We start from the raw sequence: 6,745 nt of genomic DNA on the forward strand, positions 1-6,745 counted from the left end.
TATCACATTCTTGAACAACAAATTCCATTTTCTACATACAAGTTGTGGAAGCAATTAGCAGATTACCTTATCGATCCACTGGAAAAAAATGAACTCAATTAGGTGCAAAAATGATGCGAAAGAGGGTTACTGGCTACGCCCTTCTACTCCTCCCTGACTAATACCTCTCTAGGATGATGCTTTAGATCCTGAGAGCATTCAGCATAGTGCTTAAACTTTCCTTTTCAGCTACAGGATGAAGACTCCATGCAACAGTCCAGATTAGATAAAGCCCAGTTTCAGGCTGCGCTGACACGTCAATGGCAGCGCTTTGGCCTCGGTTCGGCACAGGAAATGTCCCAGCATCAGTGGTGGCAAGCCGTTAGTGCGGCCCTGTCAGAGCTGTTGCCCACATGCCCTGTCATCAATCATTCCGACCAACAACGCCATGTGAACTACATCTCTATGGAGTTTCTGATTGGCCGTTTAACCGCAAACAATCTGCTTAACCTTGGTTGGTATGAAGACGTTCAGGCTTACCTGGCAGAAGAAAATATCATTCTGAGTGATCTTCTGGAACAAGAAACTGACCCCGCTTTAGGTAACGGTGGATTGGGACGGCTTGCCGCCTGTTTTCTTGACTCTATGGCAACCGTCGGTCAGCCGGCAATTGGCTATGGTCTGAATTATCAATACGGCCTGTTCCGCCAATCCTTTGAACAAGGGCAACAAATTGAAGAACCAGACAATTGGGGACGAGAATCTTATCCCTGGTTCCACCACAACACTCAGTTAGATGTTGAGGTGAATTTTGGTGGCGAAGTCGTCATAACCGATGATGGACGCGAAACTTGGGCACCTGAATTTACCTTGGTTGGAGAAGCTTGGGATCTACCGGTCATTGGTTATCGCAATGGTGTTACTCAACCATTACGCCTGTGGCAAGCAACCCATGCTACGCCATTTGATCTCGACAAATTCAACGCCGGGCAGTTTCTGGCAGCAGAACAGCAAGGTGTTGAAGCCGCTAAACTGACAAAAGTTCTCTATCCGAATGATAATCATCAGGAAGGCAAACGCCTGCGTCTGATGCAACAATATTTCCAGTGTGCCTGCTCCGTCGCAGATATTTTGCGTCGCCATCAGCTAGCGGGCCGCAAAATGGAAAATCTGCCTAAGTATGAAGTTATCCAACTTAACGATACCCATCCAACAATTGCCATCCCTGAAATGATGCGCATTCTGCTGGATAAACACCAGATGAGTTGGGAAACGGCTTGGGAGATAACCAGCCATACTTTCGCCTATACCAACCATACCCTGATGCCAGAAGGTTTGGAATGTTGGGACGAGGATCTAGTCAGCCACCTGCTACCACGCCATTACAGCATCATTAAAGAAATTAACTACCGGTTTAAAAAGTTGGTGGACAAAACTTGGCCCGGCGAGCAAGCCGTATGGGAAAAATTGGCTGTACATTATAACCATCAGATACGCATGGCGAATCTTTGTGTCGTCGCGGGCTTTGCCGTAAACGGGGTAGCAGCGCTGCACTCACAGCTCATCGTTAAGGATCTTTTCCCTGAATACCATCAACTATGGCCGAATAAGTTTCTCAACGTGACAAATGGCGTGACCCCGCGTCGTTGGCTCAAACAGTGTAACCCGGCACTGTCAGGATTGCTTGACCGTACACTTAATCGCGAATGGATTAACGATCTTGATGCCCTTAAAACACTTGAACCCTATGCAGATGACGCCGCTTTCCGCGAAGAGTACCGAGCTATCAAACAAGGCAACAAGATCCTGCTATCCAATTATGTCAATAAAGTGATGGGGCTTAAGCTAGATCCAAACGCCATTTTTGATGTGCAAATTAAACGTTTGCATGAATATAAACGCCAACATCTGAACCTGTTGCATATCCTATCGCTCTATAAACAAATTCAGGAAAACCCGGAACTGGATATCGTGCCACGTGTATTCCTGTTTGGCGCAAAAGCCGCGCCCGGCTACTATTTGGCAAAAAACATTATCTCTGCCATCAATCAGGCAGCGGAGAAAATTAATAACGATCCAATCGTCCGTGATCGCATTAAGATCGCTTTTATCCCCGATTACAAAGTTTCTGTCGCGGAGCTAATGATACCGGCTGCTGATGTTTCAGAACAAATCTCCACAGCCGGCAAAGAAGCTTCCGGTACCGGCAACATGAAACTGGCACTGAATGGCGCACTGACCATCGGAACATTAGATGGGGCGAACGTTGAAATTGCCGAACAGGTAGGAGATGACCATATCTTCATCTTCGGGCATACCGTAGAAGAAGTGAAAGCCTTAAAAGCTGCTGGCTATGACCCACTGAAATTACTCAAGGAAGATCAGCATCTGGACAACATACTCAAGGCACTGGCTAGCGGCGAGTTCAGTTATAGCGATAAGCGAGCATTCGATATGCTGCTACATAGTCTGATTGAAGGTGGCGATCCTTATCTGGCGCTAGCTGATTTTGCCTCCTATTGTGATGCGCATAAACGGATTGATTCCTTGTACCGCGATACTCAACATTGGACACGTAGTGCCATTCTAAATACCGCCCGGATGGGCATGTTCAGCTCTGACCGGACAATCCGTGATTATCAACAACGCATCTGGCAAGCAGAGAGATAAGGAAAAATCATGGAGGAGAAAAGCCTCGATCATTTAGCGACCGAGGCTGGCATTGTCGCCAGCTATATTAATGCTTATGGCAAACCACAAGCGATTCCAACGGAAACCCGACACTACTTGTTGGATGCGATAAGTGAAAACAAACCGGCCAACGCGTCGGTTTCACCCTTACCGACAGTAAAAGTTTTTACTCAAGGCGAGCACTTCACTATCACCCTGAAAGATGAAGAGCACTACCAATGGCAGATACAGACAGAACAAGGAGAGGAATTTCAGGGGCATTGCTGCCATAAACTGGTGCTACCTGATACGCTTGCTCTGGGCTACCATCACCTCACTTTGACACAAGGAAACCAATGCTGGTCCATGCAGATTATCGTGGCGCCCAAACGCTGCTATGAACCAAATGCCCTGCAAAGGAGGGAAAAACTTTGGGGTGCCTGTGTGCAACTCTATACTCTGCGTTCAGAAAACAACTGGGGAATCGGCGATTTTGGCGACCTGAAACACATGCTGAAAGAGGTAGCAGCACGCGGAGGCGCCTTCATTGGGTTGAATCCATTGCATGCACTGCATCCAGCCATGCCAGAAAGCGCCAGCCCCTATAGCCCCTCTTCACGCAACTGGCTTAATGTGATTTACATTGACGTTAATCAGATTGAAGATTTCAAACTCAGTGAAGAGGCACAGCGTTGGTGGCAAGCACCAGAGACTCAACGCACGTTACAGTATTCCCGCAGCACTAAATGGGTGGATTACACCACAGTGATGGCGTTGAAAATAGCAGCACTACGTCTGGCACATCAACAATTCAGTACGCGCCCAGAACATGATTCCCAACAAACCGCTTTCCGCCGATTTGTCATTCAGGGTGGTGAATGTCTCTACTATCAAGCCGCCTATGACGCTCTGCACTGCCAGTTATACGCTAAAGATAGCTCCTGTTGGGGCTGGCCGGTATGGCCGGAAAAGTACCGCGATCCGCACGGTGAAGCCGTACAAACATTTTGCCAATCTCACCCGCAGGAAGTGGAATTTTTCCTCTGGCTACAATGGCTGGCTGATACGCAACTTGCAGACTGCTTTACCCAAAGCCAAACAAGTGGCATGCCGATTGGGCTTTACCGTGATTTGGCCGTTGGCGTAGCCGAAGGCGGATCGGAAACCTGGTGCAACCGGGTTGTCTATTGCACTAAAGCATCAGTGGGAGCACCACCAGATGCTCTTGGACCATTGGGTCAAAACTGGGGCTTACCACCAATGAATCCTCATGTTTTGCAAGCCCAGGCTTACCAACCGTTCATTCAGCTGCTGCGCACTAATATGACCTATTGCGGTGCGCTACGCATTGATCACGTGATGTCGATGCTCAGACTTTGGTGGATTCCCTACGGTGAAACAGCCGACAAAGGAGCATATGTACACTACCCAGTTGATGATCTGATGGCAATTCTGGCACTAGAGAGTCAACGCCATCGCTGTCTGGTTATTGGTGAAGATTTGGGGATTGTACCGGAAGAGATTGTAGGCAAACTGCGCGACAGCGGTGTCTATTCTTATAAAGTGCTCTACTTTGAGCGTCATGGCAATGGAGAATACCGCGCACCTGAGGATTACCCGATACAAGCAATGGCAACCATCACCACCCATGATTTACCGACCTTACGTGGATTTTGGCAAAGCAACGATTTGACACTTGGGGAATCACTCAAACTATACCCTGATAAAGACCTGCTTCAAGGGTTACATACTGACCGTCAAGCTAGCAAACAAGGGTTATTAGAAGGCTTACATCGCTACGGCTGTATCCCGGAACATATCGGTCACATGGCAAAAGAGATAGACATGTCACCGATAATAAACCAAGGGCTACATCGTTATATTGCCCACAGCGCCTGCGCACTACTGGGCCTGCAACCCGAAGATTGGCTGGATATGGATAAACCGGTTAATATTCCAGGTACGGTAATGGAATATCCTAACTGGCGACGTAAATTGAATACCTCTCTGGAAACCCTGTTTGGTGATGATCATGTCAACCAATTGCTGAAAGATGTAGATAAATGTCGTAAAAAAGCGGGAATGGACAGAGGCTAAATGCCGTAATGCCTATTTCCCCTCCGAAGGCATTATCCTGTCCAGTTTAAAGGATGGTTTTAATCCATAAACCATCCTTCATATTGCTGAGTTTTCACCAATGATAAATACAGGTATTAAGAAAAGCCGTTTTTTGTCTGTCAGTATGGTTTTAAAAGCTAGAAAAGAGGCTAGGCATACCACGAAAAAACAGGTAAAAACTTTAATCATCAAAAGTAAAAAGCAGTGATTAAGGATTTTTTTAAAACGGGTAAAAAATCCGATACCATACTGACATTAGAGGAGAAATCATCAGAAAAAATAGGTTTTAAATTAATTAAATAAGGTGACAAAATGATAGTGTTAACCCAATAACAAGAATATATCATATCAAAACATTTAACAGTATTAACCGCATTAAACCCATTTTCTTAAATATTTTCTTAAATAAAAGATTTTACCTGACTGCAACAAATTTACAAAAAATCAGAGGCTATAATTGTAGAAAACCGAGAGGCATTTAAATTAACCCCAAAAAGCAAAAATGTTTAGCCGCATTAAAAATGATTAAAGAAATTAGCGTTAATCCTAATACCGCTAGCTGATCTGCTACCCTCACTGGTTTTAAACCTAAAAAATCAAATACAGAAAAGGGAGAAACGAGAAAACCTAAATATCAGTTTAATGATTTAATGAAAATAAGGATATTAAATACGGTTAAGAAAATGTAAAAGCCATTAGGTTTACCACAATTAAGCAATAAAAATCATTCGTTATAGCAGGTTTACAATTAAAAATAAGCAACCCATCAGAATGAAAACCACTGTACAAGCTTATCATGTTTTTAGATTATTATTTTTTTACTGATATTTCCCTTTTACCGGTGATTAATCAGCTAAAGATTAAAAAATGGGTACCCCATTGATGCCAGCTTTTTAAACGGTATAGCGTGACTAAAAACAACCTATTCCCTGCTATACCCTATAGATTTCAAGATGCATCGCGACGGCAAGGGAGTAAACCGGTCACATAGTTAACTATGTGACCGGGGTGAACGAGTGTAACCAACAAAGAAGCAACTTGAAAGATAACGGGTATATCACCGCTAGTTTTCACCAATGATAAATACAGGTATTAAGAAAAGCCGTTTTTTGTCTGTCAGTATGGTTTTAAAAGCTGGAAAAGAGGCCAGGCATACCACGAAAAAACAGGTAAAAACTTTAATCATCAAAAGTAAAAAGCAGTGATTAAGGATTTTTTTAAAACGGGTAAAAAATCCGATACCATACTGACATTAGAGGAGAAAGCATCAGAAAAAACAGGTTTTAAATTAATTAAATAAATAAGGTGACAAAACGATAATGCTAACCCAATAACAAGAATATATCATATCAAAACATTTAACAGTATTAACCGCATTAAACCCATTTTCTTAAATAAAAGATTTTACCTGACTGCAACAAGTTTACAAAAAATCAGAGGTTATAATTGTAGAAAACCGAGAGGTATTTAAATTAACCCCAAAAAGCAAAAATGTTTAGCCGCATTAAAAATGATTAAAGAAATTAGCGTTAATCCTAATACCGCTAGCTGATCTGCTACCCTCACTGGTTTTAAACCTAAAAAATCAAATACAGAAAAGGAAGAAACGAGAAAACCTAAATATCAGTTTAATGATTTAATGAAAATAAGGATATTAAATACGGTTAAGAAAATGTAAAAGCCATTAGGTTTACCACAATTAAGCAATAAAAATCATTCGTTATAGCAGGTTTACAATTAAAAATAGGCAACCCATCAGAATGAAAACCACTGTACAAGCTTATCATGTTTTTACATTATTCTTTTTTTACTGACATTTCCCTTTTACCGGTGATTAATCAGCTAAGGATTAAAAAATGGGTATCCCATTAATGCCCGCTTTTTAAACGGTATAGCGTGACTAAAAACAACCTATTCCCTGCTATACCCTATGGATTTCAAGATGCATCGCGACGGCAAGGGAGCGAATCCCCGGGAG

2 protein-coding genes are annotated in these 6,745 nt (G+C 43.2%); both read left to right on the top strand.

Annotated features, from left to right (window positions below; translation table 11 throughout):
- Positions 1–246 precede the first annotated feature (246 nt).
- Positions 247–2,649, top strand: a complete 2,403-nt coding sequence (gene malP, locus LG003_RS19255) for a maltodextrin phosphorylase (RefSeq protein ID WP_262981407.1) — start codon at positions 247–249, stop codon at positions 2,647–2,649.
- Positions 2,650–2,658: 9 nt separating this feature from the next.
- The gene (gene malQ, locus LG003_RS19260; protein WP_262981408.1) at positions 2,659–4,746 is read left to right on the top strand and encodes a 4-alpha-glucanotransferase; all 2,088 of its coding nucleotides are present in this window, start codon (positions 2,659–2,661) and stop codon (positions 4,744–4,746) included.
- The last annotated feature ends 1,999 nt before the right edge of the window (positions 4,747–6,745 follow it).

Source organism: Photorhabdus kleinii (assembly GCF_025384885.1).
Lineage (GTDB): Bacteria > Pseudomonadota > Gammaproteobacteria > Enterobacterales > Enterobacteriaceae > Photorhabdus > Photorhabdus kayaii.

Coding starts and splice junctions, on each gene's coding strand:
- malP (WP_262981407.1), top strand. CDS start 247: ATGCAACAGTCCAGATTAGATAAAGCCCAGTTTCAGGCTGCGCTGACA.
- malQ (WP_262981408.1), top strand. CDS start 2,659: ATGGAGGAGAAAAGCCTCGATCATTTAGCGACCGAGGCTGGCATTGTC.